Origin of the sequence: Novosphingobium fuchskuhlense (assembly GCF_001519075.1) — a bacterium.
GTDB classification, from domain to species: domain Bacteria; phylum Pseudomonadota; class Alphaproteobacteria; order Sphingomonadales; family Sphingomonadaceae; genus Novosphingobium; species Novosphingobium fuchskuhlense.
On record NZ_KQ954244.1, the window covers coordinates 1,886,395 to 1,902,831 of the forward strand.

Annotated in this window: 19 protein-coding genes; 6 read left to right on the forward strand and 13 right to left on the reverse strand. The window is 66.7% G+C overall.

The annotated features are described in order from the left end of the window. The first annotated feature begins 82 nt into the window (after positions 1-82). Genes chlG through AQZ52_RS08830 form a run of 5 tightly spaced genes read left to right on the forward strand, consistent with a single transcriptional unit; the run spans position 83 to position 4,242 of the window. Positions 83-967 (forward strand): chlorophyll synthase ChlG, encoded by an 885-nt coding sequence (chlG, locus tag AQZ52_RS08810; protein WP_082697640.1) that lies wholly within the window; start codon positions 83-85, stop codon positions 965-967. Beyond that, positions 967-2,274 carry a BCD family MFS transporter gene (locus AQZ52_RS08815; RefSeq protein WP_067908608.1) on the forward strand — a complete coding sequence of 436 codons (1,308 nt, stop codon included), beginning with the start codon at positions 967-969 and terminating at the stop codon, positions 2,272-2,274. Before chlG ends, AQZ52_RS08815 begins: the two co-directional genes overlap by 1 nt. Beyond that, a complete protein-coding gene (locus tag AQZ52_RS08820; protein ID WP_205626424.1) occupies positions 2,271-3,467 on the forward strand; it encodes a geranylgeranyl diphosphate reductase in 1,197 nt (398 codons plus the stop codon). The genes AQZ52_RS08815 and AQZ52_RS08820 overlap by 4 nt, the downstream gene beginning before the upstream one ends. A 24-nt stretch (positions 3,468-3,491) precedes the next feature. Beyond that, positions 3,492-3,980: a TspO/MBR family protein gene (locus AQZ52_RS08825; RefSeq protein ID WP_067908610.1), complete on the forward strand. Its 489-nt coding sequence runs from the start codon at positions 3,492-3,494 to the stop codon at positions 3,978-3,980. A gap of 1 nt (position 3,981) precedes the next feature. Continuing rightward, the gene (locus tag AQZ52_RS08830) at positions 3,982-4,242 is read left to right on the forward strand and encodes a hypothetical protein (RefSeq protein ID WP_205626425.1); all 261 of its coding nucleotides are present in this window, start codon (positions 3,982-3,984) and stop codon (positions 4,240-4,242) included. Positions 4,243-4,546: 304 nt separating this feature from the next. On the opposite strand, the gene AQZ52_RS08840 is transcribed toward AQZ52_RS08830, so the two are convergent. The 12 genes from AQZ52_RS08840 to AQZ52_RS08890 form a co-directional block, all read right to left on the reverse strand. Then, positions 4,547-4,801 carry a hypothetical protein gene (locus AQZ52_RS08840; RefSeq protein WP_067908618.1) on the reverse strand — a complete coding sequence of 85 codons (255 nt, stop codon included), beginning with the start codon at positions 4,799-4,801 and terminating at the stop codon, positions 4,547-4,549. Positions 4,802-4,980: 179 nt separating this feature from the next. After that, positions 4,981-6,072: a photosynthetic reaction center cytochrome PufC gene (gene pufC, locus AQZ52_RS08845; protein ID WP_156424828.1), complete on the reverse strand. Its 1,092-nt coding sequence runs from the start codon at positions 6,070-6,072 to the stop codon at positions 4,981-4,983. A gap of 2 nt (positions 6,073-6,074) precedes the next feature. After that, on the reverse strand, positions 6,075-7,040 hold the full coding sequence (gene pufM, locus AQZ52_RS08850; protein ID WP_067908619.1) for a photosynthetic reaction center subunit M: 966 nt from the start codon (positions 7,038-7,040) through the stop codon (positions 6,075-6,077). A 14-nt stretch (positions 7,041-7,054) separates the two neighbouring features. Next, the gene (pufL, locus tag AQZ52_RS08855) at positions 7,055-7,879 is read right to left on the reverse strand and encodes a photosynthetic reaction center subunit L (RefSeq protein WP_067908621.1); all 825 of its coding nucleotides are present in this window, start codon (positions 7,877-7,879) and stop codon (positions 7,055-7,057) included. 126 nt (positions 7,880-8,005) lie between these two features. Further along, positions 8,006-8,185, reverse strand: a complete 180-nt coding sequence (gene pufA / locus AQZ52_RS08860) for a light-harvesting antenna LH1, alpha subunit (protein WP_067908623.1) — start codon at positions 8,183-8,185, stop codon at positions 8,006-8,008. Positions 8,186-8,292: 107 nt separating this feature from the next. Then, positions 8,293-8,445 carry a light-harvesting antenna LH1, beta subunit gene (pufB, locus tag AQZ52_RS18140; protein ID WP_072383985.1) on the reverse strand — a complete coding sequence of 51 codons (153 nt, stop codon included), beginning with the start codon at positions 8,443-8,445 and terminating at the stop codon, positions 8,293-8,295. A gap of 124 nt (positions 8,446-8,569) precedes the next feature. Then, the gene (gene bchZ / locus AQZ52_RS08865; protein ID WP_067908626.1) at positions 8,570-10,015 is read right to left on the reverse strand and encodes a chlorophyllide a reductase subunit Z; all 1,446 of its coding nucleotides are present in this window, start codon (positions 10,013-10,015) and stop codon (positions 8,570-8,572) included. Then, complete coding sequence (locus AQZ52_RS08870; RefSeq protein ID WP_067908629.1) at positions 10,012-10,215, reverse strand: hypothetical protein; 204 nt, start codon at positions 10,213-10,215, stop codon at positions 10,012-10,014. The genes bchZ and AQZ52_RS08870 overlap by 4 nt, the downstream gene beginning before the upstream one ends. Continuing rightward, positions 10,212-11,765 (reverse strand): chlorophyllide a reductase subunit Y, encoded by a 1,554-nt coding sequence (gene bchY, locus AQZ52_RS08875; RefSeq protein ID WP_082697641.1) that lies wholly within the window; start codon positions 11,763-11,765, stop codon positions 10,212-10,214. The genes AQZ52_RS08870 and bchY overlap by 4 nt, the downstream gene beginning before the upstream one ends. Beyond that, positions 11,755-12,765: a chlorophyllide a reductase iron protein subunit X gene (locus AQZ52_RS08880; RefSeq protein WP_067908634.1), complete on the reverse strand. Its 1,011-nt coding sequence runs from the start codon at positions 12,763-12,765 to the stop codon at positions 11,755-11,757. The genes bchY and AQZ52_RS08880 overlap by 11 nt, the downstream gene beginning before the upstream one ends. Then, positions 12,762-13,697, reverse strand: a complete 936-nt coding sequence (gene bchC / locus AQZ52_RS08885) for a chlorophyll synthesis pathway protein BchC (RefSeq protein WP_067908638.1) — start codon at positions 13,695-13,697, stop codon at positions 12,762-12,764. Before bchC ends, AQZ52_RS08880 begins: the two co-directional genes overlap by 4 nt. A gap of 196 nt (positions 13,698-13,893) precedes the next feature. Beyond that, entirely contained in the window at positions 13,894-15,066 is a 1,173-nt protein-coding gene (locus AQZ52_RS08890) for a methyltransferase (RefSeq protein ID WP_067909753.1), read from the reverse strand. Positions 15,067-15,154: 88 nt separating this feature from the next. On the opposite strand from AQZ52_RS08890, the gene AQZ52_RS19085 reads away from it, so the two are divergent. Then, entirely contained in the window at positions 15,155-16,291 is a 1,137-nt protein-coding gene (locus AQZ52_RS19085; protein ID WP_240481490.1) for a hypothetical protein, read from the forward strand. Between the two features lie 4 nt (positions 16,292-16,295). On the opposite strand, the gene AQZ52_RS18475 is transcribed toward AQZ52_RS19085, so the two are convergent. After that, the gene (locus AQZ52_RS18475) at positions 16,296-16,433 is read right to left on the reverse strand and encodes a hypothetical protein (RefSeq protein WP_156424829.1); all 138 of its coding nucleotides are present in this window, start codon (positions 16,431-16,433) and stop codon (positions 16,296-16,298) included. Between the last annotated feature and the right edge of the window lie 4 nt (positions 16,434-16,437).

The following is a 16,437-nucleotide window of genomic DNA, read 5'->3' on the forward strand; positions in this document are numbered from 1 at the left end:
AAGTGTAAGAATCAATTGACACTTGTGGGTGTCAACCATACCCTTGCAAGGTATGACGCAGCCTGCCACTTCGGCCCGTACGATGGCTCTCACGGTTCGCCGTCCCGCCCCGCGCGATGTGCTGGAGCTTCTCAAGCCGATCACCTGGTTCCCGCCCATCTGGGCCTTTCTGTGCGGTGTGGTCTCCTCGGGACAGCCGGCCTCCGGCCACTGGGTTCCCATCATCTTCGGCGGCCTGCTCGCGGGTCCGCTCGTCTGCGGCAACAGCCAGGCGATCAACGACTGGTTCGATCGCCACGTCGATGCCATCAACGAGCCGAACCGCCCGATCCCTTCGGGCCGCATCCCGGGGCGCTGGGGGCTGTGGATCGCCTGCGCGGGCTCGCTCCTCTCGTTCGCAGTGGGCGCGGCGCTCGGGCTCTGGGTCATGGTCGCCACCCTTGTCGGCCTCGCGGCTGCCTGGGCCTACAGCGCGCCGCCCTTCCGCCTCAAGGCCAGCGGCTGGTGGGGGCCGATGCTTGTCGGCCTGACCTATGAAGGCCTGAGCTGGTTCACAGGTGCCGCCGTGATGACCAGCACCCTGCCGTCAATCCCGGTCCTCATCGTTCTTGTTCTCTACAGCCTCGGCGCGCACGGCATCATGACGCTCAACGATTTCAAGGCGGTAGAGGGTGACCGGCAGACCGGCGTGCGTTCCCTGCCCGTCGTGCTTGGCGTGCGGGGCGCCGCGCTCTTTGCCTGCGCCGTCATGGCGCTCGCCCAGGTCATCGTCGCGATCTACCTCGTCCAGCAAGGCCTCCTGCTCTCCGCCGGGATCGTCGCGTTCGTCCTCGCCGCCCAGTTCGCGCTCATGCCCAAACTGCTTGCAGACCCGGCCGGCCGCGCGCCGTGGTACGGGGCGAGCGGCGTCAGCCTCTATGTGCTGGGTATGCTGGCTGCGGCCGGCGGCCTCGGCGGGCACTGGTGATGGGGCCCCTGAGCACGTCATCCGGCTTCGGCTGGTTTTCGATTGTCCGCCTCGGCCTTGTGCAGGCAGCTATCGGCGCGGTGGTCATGCTGGCCACGTCGCTGCTCAACCGTGTCATGGTGGTCGAATACGGGATGGCCGCGGCCGTTCCCGCCGGCCTTGTCGCGCTGCATTATGCCGTGCAGCTCGCGCGGCCGGTCTGGGGGCATGGCTCTGATCGCGGCCGCGCCCGTACGCCCTGGATCATCGGCGGGGTGGCTGTGCTCGGCCTCGGCGCGATGCTGGCCGTCCTTGCCCTGCCGCTCGCTCCGCTTCCCGCCAACGCGCTGCTGCTAGCGGGTTTCATCCTGATCGGCGCGGGCGTGGGCGCGGCCGGCACGTCGCTCCTCGCACTGCTGGCCGCCGGTGTCGCGCCGCAGCGCCGCGCCGCCGCGGCTGCCGTCACCTGGATCATGATGGTCATGGGAATCGTGATTTCGGCAGGAACGGCCGGCGCGCTGCTCGAACCGTTTTCCTGGGCGCAGCTTGCCAAGGTGTCGGGCGGCATCGCGCTCGGCGCGCTCGTCCTCACCCTGCTCGCCACCTTCCGGCTGGAGCGCGGCGCCGCCTTCGCCGCACCGGAACCGGGGCACGAGGCCAGCCTCGGCGAAGCCCTGCGCACGGTGTTTGCCGAACCGGCAGCGCGCCGCTTCACGGTCTTCGTCTTCCTCTCGATGCTCGCTTATTCGATGCAGGATCTGATCCTTGAACCCTTCGCCGGAATCGTCTTCCGGATGAGCCCCGCGCAGTCCACCTCGCTTTCCGCCGTGCAGCATAGCGGCGTCTTGCTGGGCATGATCGTCGCGGGTATCGGCGGCAGCGCCTTTGCGGGCCGCGCCGCCGGAGAGCTGCGTGGCTGGATCGCGGCGGGCTGTATCGGCTCGGCGCTCGCACTTGCCGGCCTCGCGGTCGGCGCGGGCGCTGGCCCCGGCTGGCCGCTCGCCGCCAATATCGGCGCGCTCGGCTTTGCCAACGGCGTGTTTGCGGTCTCCGCCATCGGCGCGATGATGAGCCTTGCGGGTGAGGGCAAGCGGGCGGATACCGGGCTGCGCATGGGCATTTGGGGCGCGGCGCAAGGCATCGCATTCGGGCTCGGCGGCCTCATGGGCGCCGTTGGTGTCGATCTCGCGCGCCACGCGACAAGCGATGGCCGCGCCTTCCAGACGATTTTCACGTTCGAGGCCCTGCTGTTCATGGCCGCAGCGGTGATGGCAGCGCGCCTTGCAGGGCAGGGTGCAAGGGTTAACTTGCGGGAGGCGGAAGCATGAGCGGGATTGAATTCGACGTCGTCGTGGTGGGCGGCGGGCCCTCCGGTGCCACTGCCGCAACCGATCTTGCCCGCCTCGGGCACCGCGTCCTGCTGCTCGACCGCGCGGGCCGCATCAAGCCCTGCGGCGGTGCCGTGCCGCCGCGCCTGATGGACGAGTTTGCGATCCCTGACAGCCTGCTGGTCGCCCGCGCCCGGTCCGCGCGCATGGTTGCGCCGTCCGACCGGGCGGTCGACATGCCGGTGGGCGAGATCGGCTATGTGGGCATGGTCGACCGCGATGTCTTCGACGAATGGCTGCGGAACCGCGCGGCGCAGCTGGGGGCCGAGCGCCGCACCGGCACCTTCGAACGCATCGAGCGCGACGGGGCGGAAGGCGCGGTCGTCGTCTACCGCGAAAGCCGCACCGGGCCGGACCTGCGCGTGCGCGCCCGCCTGGTGGTCGGCGCGGATGGCGCCCGCTCGGGCGTCGCGCGCGATAGCCTCCCCGGCAGCGAGAACGTGAAGTGCGTCTTCGCCTATCATGAAATCATCAAGTCGCCGCCCGCCAACGACCGGGGCTATGATCCCTCGCGCTGCGACGTGATCTACCAGGGCCGGGTCTCGCCCGATTTCTATGGCTGGGTCTTCCCGCACGGCGAGACCGCCAGCATCGGCGTCGGCAGCGCCAACAAGGGCTTTTCGCTGCGCGGCTCGGTCGCCACGATGCGCCAGGAAATGGGCCTCGATACGTGCGAAACGGTGCGCAGCGAGGGCGCCCCCATTCCCCTCAAACCCCTGAAGCGCTGGGACAACGGACGCGATGTCATCGTCTCTGGCGATGCTGCCGGTGTCGTCGCGCCGGCCTCGGGCGAGGGGATCTACTATGCGATGGTCTGCGGGCGCCATGTGGCCAATGCCGCCCACCAGTTCCTCCTCAGCGGCAAGCCCGCCGCGCTCAGGGCCGCGCGCAGCTCGTTCCTCAAGGAACATGGCCGGGTGTTCTGGATCCTCGGCATCATGCAGTATTTCTGGTATTCCAGCGATAAGCGCCGCGAACGCTTTGTGGCGATGTGCGCGGATCCCGATGTGCAGCGGCTGACCTGGCAGGCCTATATGAACAAGAAGCTGGTCCGCGCCGATCCGATGGCGCACTTGCGCATCTTCCTCAAAGATACCGCGCATCTCCTCGGTCTCAGGGCCGCGCACTCTTGAAGGAAGCCGCGAGGGAACAGGCCGATGGGTAACCGGCCCTGGGGACTGCCGATTGCCATTGCCGCGATCGCGGCGATCGTGGTCGCCGGCGTCGGCGGCACGATGACCGATACGACCGGCTGGTACCAGACCTTGCGCCTGCCGAGCTGGAACCCGCCGCCGCCCGCGTTCGGCATGATCTGGACGGTCGTGTTCACCCTCATCGCCGCTTCGGGCGTCAACGCCTGGCGCGCCGCGCCCGACAGCCGCTCCGCCGATACGCTGATCGGCCTCTTCGCCCTCAACGGCGCGCTCAACGTGATGTGGACGGTGCTGTTCTTCCAGCTGCGCCGGCCGGACTGGGCCTTTGTCGAGCTGGCGATGCTGTGGTTCTCGATTCTGGTGCTGATCGTCGCCTGCGGACGCTTCTCGCGCAGCGCGGCGCTGCTCCTCCTGCCCTATCTCGCGTGGGTCTCGGTGGCCGGCGCGCTCAACTGGCAGGTGATCCAGCTCAACGGGCCGTTTGCGGGCTGACATGCCTGATCTCGCCGCCCTGTTCGCCAGCGGCCACGCCGCCGATCTCGTGCTCGCCGTGCTGGCGATCGAGGCGCTGATCCTGCTGCGCGCAGGCCGCCCGGCCATAGACGTCGCGCTCCTCCTGCTCCCCGGCGCCTGCATGATGCTTGCCCTGCGCGCCGCGCTGGTAGGCGCCAGCTGGCCATGGATCGCCATGCCGCTGGCGGCGTCGTTTCCGGTTCATCTGGCGGATCTGTTGAGGCGGGGGAAGAGGCACTAGGCAGCGTAAGCGGCTTCATTTCGCTTGGGGCGCATCTCAGCGTTCGACCTTCGGCCAGTGATTTGTGGATGCCCGCAACGCCTCATGGCGACCAGACGACGACCCTGTATGCGCCCCAATAGTCCTTGAATTCGGGCTGGTCTGAATAGTCACCACCAGGCTCAAATCGAACATCGATGCGTGTGCCATCTTTCCAGCTGGCCGAGAGGCGCGAAATCTTCTTTCGCTTCCGGATGCCTGTGTACTGGTCAACGAGGACGAGCTGCACCGCGATATGCTGGCTCTTCAGGCAGTCATGCACTTCTCAGGGGAATGCGTGGGTGAACTCGATGCCAACGGCTCCCAAGGCAGCAGAGCAAAAATCAGCCTGAGCCGCAGTCTTGTTGGTCTTTCCGCATGCAAACGTCATCTCTTCCATCTTCACCACGGCAACGCGCTGCGGGGTTCGGCTCGCGATTGCTTCGGCTCTCAGCCCTTCCAACCCTGCGCACAAGGCCGCGTCAGCCGCGTTTGCCGGTGAGGCAAGAGTTAGAGCCGCAATGACGATCAGACTGCGCATCGAAGGCCTATGAGCTGCCCGATCACCGTCTGCAACGACGGCGGATCCCGATATGCTGATCTGATCCTTGCGAGGCTGCAGTTGGCTCAAAAGAAAACCCCCGCGATCCGAGGGGATCGCAGGGGCGAGGTATTCCGCGCCGGTTGCGTGCGCGGGGGTGTTGGTTTGCCTGACCGGGGTCAGGGCATCTTGGTCGGCGCGGCGGCCGGGGCCGCTGCCGGAGCAGCGGCCGCGGTGACCATCGGAGCCGTCGGGCGCAGGGCCGGGTAGTCCTTGACCATCGAGACGCCGCCCAGGGGCTTGTTGATGCCGCGGTGGCAGGTCGTGCAGTTGACCTTCAGCGGATCACCCTGCGGGCCAAGGCGGTGCTTGGGGAACACGCTGGCGAGCGAGCCGATGTATTCGCCGTTGATGTCACGCACCATGCGATAGCCGTACCAGGCGTTCACACGCTTGGGGGTGCTCATGTTCCAGGCCTGGAACGATCCGGCGTTGTGGCAGAACGTGCAGTTCACGCCGAGCGCCGTCGAGGTGTGCATCATCAGGCTGTAGGTGCCCTCGGCGCCCATCGTGGTGACCTTGTTCTTGGTCGCCGGATACTGCGAAGGGTGGCTGTAAGTCGTCTGCACCCGGATCGGCGAGGAATTGCTGTCGAGCAGATACTTCGCAAACGCCGTGTTGGGCAGCGACGAATAGGCCGTGGCGATCATCGGCTTGTTCTGGCCGTGGAGGTTGCCGAGGATCGAATCCGGGTTGCCCTTGGCCGGCAGCGCCCAGTTCTCGGTCGGAACCGCCTGGCCGCGGTGGCAGGTGTAGCAGGTGACCCCGGTCTGGTGGACGTGGTTTGTCCAGCCCGTGTTGATCTTCCGGGTCATCTGCAGCATCCGGCGCGCCACCTTCTTGGTGTAGAGCTCGTCGGAGGCCATGTTGGCCGGGTTGTGGCAATAGTTGCAGCCCTGCTCCGGTGCGATCCACTGCGTGATCGCGGCCATCGTGTAGCTGAACTCGTCTTCCGAGATGTCGCCCAGAACCTGCACGTTCTGGTAGGCTTCCTTGGCGGGACGGCCACCCGGCTTGGGCGGGTCATAGGGCGGCGGCGGCACGACATTGATCGGATCGATCTTCTTGCTCGCCGCAGCGAGCGTGATCTGATCCATGCCGGTGCCGCGATAGCCGTATTGCTTGGCGGATTTGGTCCCGACCTGGCAGGCGCTGAGCAGCGCCGCGCCGATGAGGACCGCGCCGAGGCGCAGCATCAGGTTCGGTTTCATGGTCACTTGCTCCCCAATGCCGGGTCAACGACCCCCGTGGAGGGGTAAGCCGGCGCGTAGTGGTGCTGCTGAGCCCACAGGTACCAGTTGTCGACAACGGTGCCGGTGAGGAGGATGCCGATGCCGCCCGTCAGTGTGGTCAGCACGGCGAACCACCACGCCCAGCGGTGAATCGATTCCATCGTGGCGTTGAAGCCCATGGTCCAGCGCCAGAAGAGTGCCGCGCGCTCCGATGCGGTACCGCGATCGGTGATCTGCTCGATTTCACGCTCGCCGCCATAGCGACCGACAGCCAGGATGGTTGCGCCGTGCATCGCGAAGAGCAGGGTCGAGCCATAGAGGAAGGCGATCGAGAGGGCATGGAACGGGTTGTAGAACAGGTTGCCATAGCGGATCGAAAATGCGGCGGTCCAATCGAGATGCGGGAAGATGCCGAAGGGCACCGCTTCGGACCAGCTGCCCATGAAGGCGGGCCGGATGAAGCCGAGCACGAGGAACAGCCAGATCGCCGACATGAACGCCCAGAACACGTGGGTGCCCATGCCGAGTGCGCGGGCCCGGCGGTAGGTCCGGATCGCCCACAGCAGCACCGAGAGGGTCAGGAACATGCCGGCGAGGATCCACCAGCCGCCCTTGGCCAGCGGCACGATCGGCGAGAAGCCGTATTCCGGCCCCGGCGGCTCAAGGCTGAGCCAGGGCAGCAGGCGCACGAACTGGATCGGGTTCCAGTTGACGGAGGCCATCATGTTGAGACCGATGATCTCGAATGCCGTGAACCCGCACAGCAGCGAGAGCAGGCCTGTCCAGCCAAGGTAGACCGGGCCGATCTGGGCCTGGCCGAAGCGGCCGAAAAGATGGACGAGGGTGGCATTGGTGCCGCGCGGATCACTGCCGGGCTTCATCTCGATGCCCATTTCCGGGGCATGGGTGAGTTGAACCTGGGTGAAGATATTCTGGTAGGTAGCCATGGCTTAGTCCTCCTTCACGACCAGATCGGCAGGTTGAGCCACCAATTCCACCATTCAGGCCAGCCCTTGGTCCACAAGGGGCCGCTGATGATGATGCAGATCGCGCTCCAGAAGCCGGCGTTGAGCGCCAGCAGCAGGCCCAGGCGGTGGATGCCCAGGGTGCCGATCGAGTAACCGATCAGATCGCGGAAGAAGGTGTCTTCATATTCCGGGGTCTTCACGGTCTCGCCCTCTTTCGGGTTGACCGCGGACAGCACCAGCGCACCATGCAATGCGAGCGCAAGTGTGGTGGTGAAGAAGAAGCTCACCGCCAGCATGTGCGCCGGATTGTAGTGGAAGTGCAGATACTGGTAGCCGGTGTTCGACACCCAGTCGAGGTGGCTGAAAATGCCGTAGGGGAAGCCGAAGTGCCAGGCACCCAGCAACACCGGGCGGATCACCACCAGCGAAACGTAGGCGAAGATCGCGAAGCCGAAGGCGATGGGCACATGATAGCCCATGCCGAGTTTGCGGCAGATCTCGACCTCGCGCAGCGCCCACGATGTGAACGATACAATCGCGCAGACTGTGATGACCTGCCAGAAGCCGCCCTCACGCAAGGGCGCAAGGCCCAGGCCATATTTGAGGTCGGGCGGCGCGATCGAGATCAGCCAAGGGTTCCACGTGCCGCCTTGCGAGGCGCAGTAGAAGATGAGAGCCGTTCCGAGTGAGGCGAAAATCGCCGTGATCACTCCGAAAAAGCCAACGTAGAACGGGCCGACCCAAAAATCGAAAAGGTCCCCGCCGATCAACGTGCCTCCGCGCACGCGATACTTTCGCTCGAAACTGAGGAGCGCCATGGCTCTATCCTCCCCCGCCCAAGCCTGGCGGGCACATGTACATGGAAAATCAACCGGTTCCCCCCGGCAGTGCCGGAGGCGGCATGTCCACGCGTGGTGGGATGCCGCCTCTTGCCTTGCAGGTGGTCAGGGCGTCGCCGCGGCAGCGGCTGCGGCTGCCGGGGCCGCAGTGTGCGGGCCGTCGAGCCAGTTGAAGCGAGGCGTGCTGAGCAGGATGAAGTGAATCACGATTGCCAGCACAAACAGGAACGCGGCAAGTGCCACGAGGGCCCTGCGCGGATCGAAAATAAGCCAGACTCTCCACATGGTATCTGTCCTTGTGAATGCGCCTATTGGGCGCGGTCGTTCAGGTTCGGCCAAAAAAAGGCCGGGTGGCCGTTATGGCCAAACGCGTAGTTGTGACGTTGGATTTCTTACGAAATCCAGGGACGCCACGACCACACGAGCGCGTGGGCAACCACGGCCACGGCGGTGAAGCCGAGGAAGCTGCTCATGAACAGCTTGTGGAATTCCTTGGCTTCTTCGGGGGTCAGGTAGGTCCTGAGCCCAAGGCGATCATCGCTCATTTCTGCATCTCCAGTATTGACGTGCAAAGCGAGAGGCGGCGATCGCCCCCCGGCGATATTCCAACGGCCGAAACCGAGGGAATGGTGGTGCCCGCTGGGATGCGGGGCATTTCGTGCGCGCCGGTCATGGCGCGGCGCTGCCAAGCAGCGCGTCGGCCAGCCGGTCAGCGCTGACCAGGCTCTCGCCCTCGCGGCGCGCGGCGGCTTCGGCCGCGTCGCGAAGGCGCCTGGCAAATGAGATGCGGATCAGGACCGGCTGGGCCTCGACCAGTTCGTCGAGCCGGGCCTTGGCCTCGTCGCTCCACGGCAGTTCGCGGTGCGCGCGCGCCGGGGTGGCCGGCACGGCATCGAGCTGGGTTGCCAGCGGAAGAATGTGGAACAGCGCATCGAACAGCGCGTTGCACACTTCCTGGATGAGGTAGGTCGCGCCCGAATAGCCCATGAACGGCGTGCCGGTGTGGCGGCGGATTGCCGCACCCGGGAAGCTGGCCGGGATGTAGATGCTGCGCGCGCCGCATTCGGCGAGGTACATCCGCTCGTTGTAGCTGCCGAACACGACCATCGGTGCGCCGGCCTGGATGGCATCGCGCACGTCCTCGTTCTTCGGCTTCACGCCGGCGCTGCGCGAGAAGGCGAAGGCGCAGGGGAGGCCCATGTCCTCTTCAAGGAAGTGGCGGATCCCCCGGGTATAGGTCTCGTTCGCCACGATGCCGAAGCTCGCGGTGCCGAAGAAGTCCTGCGTCACCGAACGCCACAGGTCCCACAGCGGCTTGATCGTGGTGTGCTTCTCGCGCGTGATGAACGGCTCGGGATCAAGGCCGAGCGAAGCGCCGAGCGCCTCAAGGAAGCGGGTGGTGGAGGTGAGACCGACCGGTGCCTGGAAATAGGGCCGCTCGAGCACTTCGCACAGGTTCCGCCCGAACTCGCGGTAGAGGCAGACGTTGGCGTCGGCATCCGCCAGCCTGCGGATATCGGCGAGGTGGCACCCCAGCGGGAACACCATGTTCACCTCGGCGCCGATGCCTTCGATCAGGCGGCGCACTTCGGCAAGGTCCGAGGCCATGTTGAACATGCCGTAAGCCGGGCCGATGATGTTGACGCGGGGCTTTTCGCCGTCCTTGCGCGCCTTGGGGGCGGGCATCGCCTTGGGGCCGAATTCGGTCCACAGCCAGGTAAGGGCGCGGTCCGCCGATTGCCACTGATCCTCGTCGATCGTGCGCGGCAGGAAGCGCTTGATGTTGGTGCCGCCGGGGGTGACCCCGCCGCCGATCATCTCCGCGATCGAGCCCGTGACGACGACTGCCGGAAGCTCCGGATCGAGCGTCTTCCACGCGCGCCGCATGGCGGCTTCGGTGCCGGTCTTGCCGAGCTCCTCCTCGCCAAGGCCGGTGACGACGATCGGCAGCTCGTGCGGCGGCAGGCCGTCGGTGTAATGGAGCACCGAGGTGACGGGCAGGTTCTCGCAGCCCACCGGGCCGTCGATGATCACCTGCAGGCCCTTGACCGCCGTAAAGACGTAGACCGCGCCCCAATAGCCGCCGGCCCGATCATGATCGATGATCAGGGTCATGCGCGCGCTCCGAAGGTCTGGCTCAGGGCCTTGCCCAGACTATGGCCGAAGAGCAGCGCCGACAGTTGGTCGGGCGCCTGATCGGGCGCCTGATCGAGCGTCTGTTCGCGCTGGTGGCTTGCCGGCTGGCCGGACGGCCGGCGCGATGGCTGAACGGTGACCGCGAGGCGCTGGTTGCCGTAGGAGAGGAGCATGATCATGACCCCACTGCCTCGGCCGCTTTGCGGGCAGCCTCGTTGAGCGCGGCGTACTTCTTCTTGAAGTTCGGGCGGTCCTGCGGGGTATCTTCCCACACGCCGGTGGTGTGTCCGGTCCCGACCCCGTCGAAGAAGGCGGACATCCGGTCGAAGCGTGCCTTGCCGGCGATGGCGGTGTTGACCACCATGGCAAGGCTGCCGGCACCGGCCGGGCCCATCAGCGGGCGAGCCGAGATGAGGTTGGTGAAATAGAGCGCCGGGATTGCCATCTGCTTGGCGTGCTGCACCACCGGTGTCGTGCCGATGGCGAGATCCGGGCGGAATTCCTCGACGGCTGCGATGTCCTGCTCGAGGCTGGCGCGGTACTGCACTTTCACACCGCGGGCCTGGAGCCATTCGCGGTCGGGATCGGACCACACCGTGCGCGGGCAGGCGGTGCCGACATAGCGCACGTCCGCGCCGCTTTCGACGAGGAGGCGCGCGACGAGGAGTTCGGAGCCTTCGTAGCCCGAGACCGTGATGCGGCCCTTGATCGGGCGGGCGGCAAGCGCCCCGCTGATCGCGGGCAGGATGCGGTTCTGCGCGGCGGCGACGAGATCGGCCTTGATCCCGCAGGCATCGCCGATGGCAGCGAGCCAGGCGGCGGTGCCATCGCGGCCCACCGGTGCCGAGCCGACGACGGTGCGGCCGGCGGCTTCGAATTCGCGCACGCTTGCCGTGTAGAAGGGGTGAATCGCAGCGACCACGGCGCAATCGAGCGCGGCGTAAAGTTCGCGCCATTCGCGGGTCGGCACCACCGGCCCGGCGGCGAGGCCCATCGGCTCGAGCATTTGGGCTATGCCCATCGGATCGACCGGGAACATCTCGCCAAGCAGGGTGACGGTCGGCTTGTCGGGCCGCGTCTGGGGGGCGCTTACCGGGCCAGCTTCAGCCTCGCTGCGGGCATAGGCGAGCATGGCACCGGCAAGCACGTCCTTGGCTTCGGCATGGGTCGGAATGCCGAACCCGGGGACATCGATGCCGATGATCCGGACGCCGTTCACTTCCTTGCCCAGGAGCCGCAGCGGCACGCCGCTGGCCGTGGGCACGCACAGGTTGGTCACCACGATCGCGTCGTAATGCGCCGGGTCTGCCAGCTGCTCGACCGCTTCCTTGATGTCCTCGAACAGCTTGCCGGTGACGAGCGTTTCCGAGCTGAACGGCACGTAGCCGACACTGCGCCGCGCACCGTAGAAGTGCGAGGTGAAGGTGAGGCCATAGACGCAGCAGGCCGAACCCGAGAGCACGCTGGCGGTGCGCCGCATGCGCAGACCCACGCGCAGCGAGCCGAAGGCCGGGCACATCGATTGCGGCTGATCGTGGGGGCCGACCGGGTAGTCGGCGGCATAGCGATCGAGCACTTCGCTCTTGCCGGCGGCGCGGGCCGCCTCGCGCATCCGGTCGGTGCCGCCATGGCAGCCGCCCGCGTCGCCCGCCGGGACAAGCGCGTCCGGCGTAGGTCCACCCAGTTGGGCGTCGATGCGGTCTGGTGCAGGACGGGCGTCAGATGTCATCGTAGATGACCTCCAGCGATGCCTTGGCCTCGAAACTGCCGCCGCGCATGTCGGCCTGGGTGGCCGGCACCAGCGTCACGCTGCCGCCAGTGTCCTCGGGCGAGAACAGGCCGAGCAGGCCATCCTGGTCGAGCGGCTTGGGGCGGCGCGGCGGGGCCGTGGCGACATTGACCGCCAGCTCCTCGAACAGGCTGCCCCACTGCGTGTCGGGCCGGCCGATGATCTGGTAATTGGCGGACTTGCGGCGGATATCCTCGTCGGCCGGGATCGCGCAGAGTACGGGGATGTCGACCGCCTCGGCAAAGGCCTTGGCCTCGCCCGTGCCGTCGTCCTTGTTGACGATCATGCCGGCGACGCCGACATTGCCGCCCATCGAGCGGAAGTATTCGACCGCCTTGCAGACGTTGTTGGCGACATAGAGCGACTGGAGGTCGTTCGAGCCGACGACGATGACCTTCTGGCACATGTCGCGCGCGATCGGCAGGCCGAAGCCGCCGCAGACCACGTCGCCGAGGAAATCGAGCAGCACGTAGTCGAAGCCCCACTCGTGGAAGCCCAGCTTTTCCAGCAGTTCGAAGCCGTGAATAATGCCGCGTCCGCCGCAGCCGCGGCCGACTTCGGGCCCGCCGAGTTCCATCGCGAACACGCCATCGCGCTGGAAGCACACGTCCTCGATCCGCACGTCCTCGCCGGCCAGCTTCTTGGCCGAGGAGGTCTCGATGATCGTCGGGCAGCTCTTGCCGCCGAAGAGCAGCGAAGTGGTGTCGGACTTGGGATCGCAGCCGATCAGCAGCACGCGCTTGCCCTGCTGCGCCATCATGTAGCTGAGGTTGGAGAGCGCAAAGCTCTTGCCCGAGCCACCCTTGCCGTAGATCGCGATGATCTGCGTTTCCTTGGTCACTTCGGTGGGCACAATCACATCGGGTTCGATCGCGGCTTCGTCGCGCAGCGCCTGGACGCGCCCGGAGACTTTCTGAGCCGATGCTTCAAGAGTCGTCATGCGCAGTTGCTCCAATCGAGAACCATTTTCAGGCAGTTGCGGTCGGTAAAGGCCGCAGGATAGGCCTCCGCCGCCTCGCTCGCGGGCCGTACGTCGGTGACGAGGCCGCCAAGATCGAGTCGGCCATCGCGAATGAGATCGCGGGTCCGGTCAAGATCGCCGGGGCTCCATTCAGCCGCGACGCGGATGCGGGCTTCGGCGCGGAACGCGACCGGGAATGCGAAGTTCAGCCGGTCCGAATAGAACCCGGCGAGGTTGATCTCGCCGCCGCGGGCAAGGCGCGAGAGCAGCGTGTCGAGAATGTTCGAATCGCCGCTGGCATCGCAGATCGAATGGTAATCGCGGCGCGAATCCTCGTCCGGCGAGACGACCGTGTAGCCGACCGCACCGGCCCTGCGCAGCGGATCGGTTTCCCATACGGTCGGCGCCTGCGCGCCGAGCGCCACGGTCATGCGGGCGAGCAGGCGGCCGAGCACGCCGTGGCCCACAATCAGATCGGGCAGGGTGCCGCCATCCAGCGCGTGAAGCGCCGTCGCGGCGAGGGCAAACAGCACGCCGTCCGCCTGCAGCGACTCGTCGATAGTTAATGCGCGGATGGAGGGCAGGACGAGCCGGCGGGCCGACCCGCCGAACAGGCCGCGCGCATCGCGGAAGCAGCTGGCGCCGGGCACGAAGACCCAGTCACCGATTCGCGCCCAGGCATCGCGGCCGGCATCGATCACGCGTCCTACGGATTCGTAACCCGGGACCAGCGGATATCCCATGCCCGGAAACATGGGCATTTTGCCGGTCCAGAGGAGCTTTTCAGTGCCGGTGCTGATGCCGCTCCAGCGGACCTCGACGACCACATCGGAGCCGGTCGGCGCATCAAGCGCGAGGGGCCTGAGAGCCAATTGCTCCGGTGCCTCCATGATGAGCGCCAATGCTTCCACGACCTGTTTTCCCCTCAGCCCGGGCCGGACGGCGTGCCGTACGGTCTAGGGGGCTTTCCGAGTGTCAGCTTACATTGTCATTAGAAAGTGTCAACTCGGCACTACACTTTTGTGCAAAGTGCCCCTGCGACAAGCTGTGCAGCATCGCCGACAATCCGTTCTGGTGGGACAGGTGCCGGAGACCGGCGCGCCAGGCTCAGACGCGGGCGACAATCGCCCCGCAGACCAGCGGCAAGTGGGTGGGGATTTCTTTCCAGCTGGCAAAGCCGGCGCTGCGCAGCATTGCGCCCAGCTCTGCAGGTCGGCGCGGGCGGCCTGATCCCATCGCCCAAAGGTATAGCCCGAAATAGGCATCGCCCATGGCCGCCCCTCCGGCCGCGCCCGCCATCGGCTCGCCGATCAGCAGCGTCCCGCCCGGCGGCAGCGCCGCGCGCACGGCGCGCAGCAGGCGCAGCGCCGGCTCGTCGTCGTGATCGTGGAGAATGCGCACCAGCGTAACGAGGTCGAAGCCGGTGGGCAGCGCATCGTGCAGGAAACTGCCGTTGTGCAGCGAAAGGCGCGGCGCGATCAGGGCGTCGCGGCCCAGGGTGGTCTCCGCGCCCGCCACCACATCTGGCAGATCGAACAGGCCGAGTCGCAGCTCGGGCGCTGCCGTGCCGACGGCCCGGACGAACGCGCCTGTGCCTCCGCCCACGTCCAGCATCGCCTTGTGCCGATTGAATTTGTAGGCCGCGATCAGCTGTTCGCTGACCATCGCCTGCGAGGCCGCCATGAGCGCCGAATAGGCGGTCGCCGCCGGCGCATTGTCCGCATCGCCCCGCCGCCCCGGCGGCACCATGCCGGTCGCGCTGGCACGGGCATAGGTCCAGAAATCCGAAAGCGCGGTGGGTTCCTTGCGGTCAGCGCGCAGCAGAGCGAGGGGATCGGCGAGATCGGCATAGAGCAGCGCGTGGTGCCGGATCATCGCCCGCGCCCCCGGATTGCACTGCAGCGCCGCGCCGTCCATCCCCAGGGTCCAGCGCTCGCCGGGCAGCGTCTCGGCAATGCCCAGCGATGCGGCGGCGCGCAGCAGCCGTTCGGTCGCGGCCAGTCCAAGCCCCGCGCGGTTCGCGGCTGCTGCGGTATCGCACGGACCTTCCGCCAGCAGGTCGAGCAGCCCGCCCTCGACACAGGCCGCCAGCACCTGAGCATAGGCGAACCCGGCCACGAGATCGAACGCCCGGCGCGCCCGCGCCCGCACGATCGGCCGCGTCAGCGGGAATGCCGCGCTCCACTGCTGGAACCGCGGGCTCATCAACAGGCGGTTGCGCCAGCCGATCCAGCGTTCCTTGAGCCCGGCCCTTTGGGGCAAATCCAGACGGTTGGACATATTCATATGTCAATTACATTGGACATTTAGGAGCAATGCGTCAATCATCCCTCGCAAGCCCCGCCAATGGGGCAAGGGAGATTGAACCATGTGGCGAGGCGAGACCCCCGCAGATGGTGCGCTGCGGTTCAAGGAAGGCGGCCCCGAAACGGCTGAGCAATGGCCTGCGCTGTGGAAGGGGATCGCGCGCATGCACGGCGCTCTGCCGCCGGCACCGGCCGCGCCCGATCCCTGGGCGCTCCTGCGCAAGGGCGAGGATGATCGCCTCGTCCGCGCGCCGGGCAGCCGCGATAGCGATGCCCATCCGCGCTTCGATACCCCGGTTCCTGCTGGTGGCTACAGCTGGTGGTATGTCGACGCGCTGAGCGACGACGGCCGCCACGGCCTCACCGTTATCGCCTTCATCGGCAGCGTCTTCTCGCCCTATTTCAAGCGGTCCGGGCGCGGCAATCCGCTCGATCACTGCGCGCTCAATGTCGCGCTCTATGGCCCGAACGGCCGCTGGACGATGACCGAACGGCCAAGCCACGCCGTGCATGCCGAGGCGGACCAGTTCGCCATCGGGCCGAGCAGCGTGCGCTGGGCCGGTGATTGCCTCGTCATCGATATCGAGGAACTCGACAAGCGGATCCTCAACCCATTCCGCCGCCGTGTTGCCGGGCGTATCCGGGTCTGGCCCGAAATGCTCAACACCGAAGCCTTCGCGCTCGATCCTGCGGGCAAGCACGTGTGGCACTGCCTGGCCCCGCGCGCGCGGATTGCGGTGGAGATGGAATCGCCCGGGCTCAGCTGGCAGGGCAGCGCCTACATCGATTCCAATCGCGGTTCGGAATCGCTCGAGGAAGGCTTTCGCGTGTGGCACTGGTCGCGCGCGCACCTCGGCAAGGACGTGGCGGTGTTCTACGAAGGCAAGCGCCGTGATGGCTCGACCTTCGCCAGCGCCTTGCGGTTCGATTCAGCGGGCGTGCCGCACGAGGCGGAGCTGCCTCCCATCGCACCGCTGCCGAACACCGGGTGGCAGATGGAACGCGTGACCCGTGCCGACCGCGGTCTCGCCCGCGTGCGCCGGACCTGGGAGGATTCGCCCTTCTACACCCGCTCCACGCTCCATGCGCGGCTCTATGGCGAACCTGTGGTCGCGATGCAGGAAACGCTCTCGCTCGACCGGTTCTGCAATCCGGTCGTGCAGCAATTGATCCCGCACCGGATGCCCCGCGCGCGCTGAGCATTCACTCCTTCGGAGCAGCGTCCTTCTTCGCCTTGTCCTTTGCGATCTCGCGGTTGACCGAGACGAGCTGCCACACGCCCAGCGAGAGCGCGATTCCGCCGAAGACGACCATTTCGATCCATCCGAAGTTCTGAGCCACGCGC

What these genes read in the sequence shown, in the direction of transcription:
- AQZ52_RS08830 (WP_205626425.1), top strand. Translation starts at nt 3,982, where the DNA reads ATGCCTGATCTCGCCGCCCTGTTCGCCAGCGGCCACGCCGCCGATCTC.
- AQZ52_RS08880 (WP_067908634.1), bottom strand. Translation starts at nt 12,765, where the DNA reads ATGACGACTCTTGAAGCATCGGCTCAGAAAGTCTCCGGGCGCGTCCAG.
- AQZ52_RS19085 (WP_240481490.1), top strand. Translation starts at nt 15,155, where the DNA reads ATGTGGCGAGGCGAGACCCCCGCAGATGGTGCGCTGCGGTTCAAGGAA.
- AQZ52_RS08890 (WP_067909753.1), bottom strand. Translation starts at nt 15,066, where the DNA reads ATGTCCAACCGTCTGGATTTGCCCCAAAGGGCCGGGCTCAAGGAACGC.
- bchY (WP_082697641.1), bottom strand. Translation starts at nt 11,765, where the DNA reads ATGACATCTGACGCCCGTCCTGCACCAGACCGCATCGACGCCCAACTG.
- pufC (WP_156424828.1), bottom strand. Translation starts at nt 6,072, where the DNA reads ATGAAACCGAACCTGATGCTGCGCCTCGGCGCGGTCCTCATCGGCGCG.
- pufL (WP_067908621.1), bottom strand. Translation starts at nt 7,879, where the DNA reads ATGGCGCTCCTCAGTTTCGAGCGAAAGTATCGCGTGCGCGGAGGCACG.
- AQZ52_RS08870 (WP_067908629.1), bottom strand. Translation starts at nt 10,215, where the DNA reads ATGATCATGCTCCTCTCCTACGGCAACCAGCGCCTCGCGGTCACCGTT.
- bchZ (WP_067908626.1), bottom strand. Translation starts at nt 10,015, where the DNA reads ATGACCCTGATCATCGATCATGATCGGGCCGGCGGCTATTGGGGCGCG.
- chlG (WP_082697640.1), top strand. Translation starts at nt 83, where the DNA reads ATGGCTCTCACGGTTCGCCGTCCCGCCCCGCGCGATGTGCTGGAGCTT.
- pufM (WP_067908619.1), bottom strand. Translation starts at nt 7,040, where the DNA reads ATGGCTACCTACCAGAATATCTTCACCCAGGTTCAACTCACCCATGCC.
- AQZ52_RS08815 (WP_067908608.1), top strand. Translation starts at nt 967, where the DNA reads ATGGGGCCCCTGAGCACGTCATCCGGCTTCGGCTGGTTTTCGATTGTC.
- AQZ52_RS08820 (WP_205626424.1), top strand. Translation starts at nt 2,271, where the DNA reads ATGAGCGGGATTGAATTCGACGTCGTCGTGGTGGGCGGCGGGCCCTCC.
- pufB (WP_072383985.1), bottom strand. Translation starts at nt 8,445, where the DNA reads ATGAGCGATGATCGCCTTGGGCTCAGGACCTACCTGACCCCCGAAGAA.
- AQZ52_RS08825 (WP_067908610.1), top strand. Translation starts at nt 3,492, where the DNA reads ATGGGTAACCGGCCCTGGGGACTGCCGATTGCCATTGCCGCGATCGCG.
- pufA (WP_067908623.1), bottom strand. Translation starts at nt 8,185, where the DNA reads ATGTGGAGAGTCTGGCTTATTTTCGATCCGCGCAGGGCCCTCGTGGCA.
- AQZ52_RS08840 (WP_067908618.1), bottom strand. Translation starts at nt 4,801, where the DNA reads ATGCGCAGTCTGATCGTCATTGCGGCTCTAACTCTTGCCTCACCGGCA.